Here is a 1,115-nt window from a genome sequence, read left to right on the forward strand (position 1 = left end):
GGATCCTGCTGAAGGGCGCGCAGGGTGGCACGCGCGTTGTCCGCGTCGAGGTACTCCTTGGCCCGCGGGCCGGACAGGGCCTCTTCGAGCAGGGCGTCGCCGTCCGCCGCGATCATGCCCGCGAAGGCGCGGTAGGTATGCCGGATGCCGTCGCCGTAGAAGAACCCGACCTTGGTCCGCTCGGCGAACTCGGACGGGAGCACCCCGTCCAGTCCGTCGCGCAGCAGGCGCTTGTCCCAGGTGAGCCGGGAGCGCAGCGACGGCGGGACACAGGCGGACAGTTCCACGAGTCGGTGGTCCAGGAAGGGGACCCGGGCCTCGATGCCGCTGCCGGCGGCCGTCCGGTCCTCGTGCCAGCAGTTGTACTGCTGGACGTCGCGGTACTTCCAGCGCAGGTACCGCTCGTAGGGGTCCTCGGCGGGCGTCCCGCGGCGCAGCACCTCGGCGCGCACCAGCGGCCGCGGGGACTGCTCCCACCAGGCCGCGAGACCGCGGTGGCGGTGGCGTTCGTCGCGCAGCGCCATGTCGTCGATACCGGACGTGAACTGCGCCCAGTCGTCGCCGAAAGTGGCCGTGTAGCCACCGTTGAACTCGTCGCTGCCGCCGCCCAGCAGCATGCCCTTGATCTCCGGGAACCTCGCCTTGACGAAGCGGTACAGCTCCCGCTTGTAGAAGACCTCGGGACCGCACTGGGGGCTCTCCAGCAGCCACAGCAGGTTCTTCCACTCCTGCGCGGCCGGCACCCGGGAGACGTCGAAGAGAACCTGGTGGTTGTCGAGTCCGTAGTGCCGGGCGACGCGATGCCCATACTCGGCGTCCTCGTTGGCGAGGGTGCTGCCGTTGAGGGCGGTGAACGTGCGGGGGCGGATGGTGCTCAGGGCGGCGATCGACGCGGAGTCGACGCCACCGCTGAGGAACAGGCCCACCTCGGTGTCCGAGGTCTCGCACTCGCGCACCGAGTCGGCGAGCGCCTGCGCGTACCGCTCGGTGAACTCGGCGGGGGAGAGCTCCTCGCGCAGATCCGCCGTACGCGGGAAGGACCAATAGCGGTGATTCTCGGTGCTTCCGTCGCGCAGGTCGATGGTGACGATGGTCGCGGCCGGCACCAGTTCGAC

General features: G+C 70.1%; 1 protein-coding gene. It reads right to left on the reverse strand.

Annotation, left to right across the window (positions count from 1 at the left end; all coding sequences use genetic code 11):
* Nucleotides 1–1,115 (reverse strand): asparagine synthase-related protein (locus CA983_RS43955; RefSeq protein WP_143645858.1); only part of this gene is annotated, 1,115 nt, incomplete at both ends.

It is taken from the genome of Streptomyces swartbergensis (genome assembly GCF_002148965.1).
Taxonomy (GTDB): Bacteria; Actinomycetota; Actinomycetes; order Streptomycetales; family Streptomycetaceae; genus Streptomyces; species Streptomyces swartbergensis.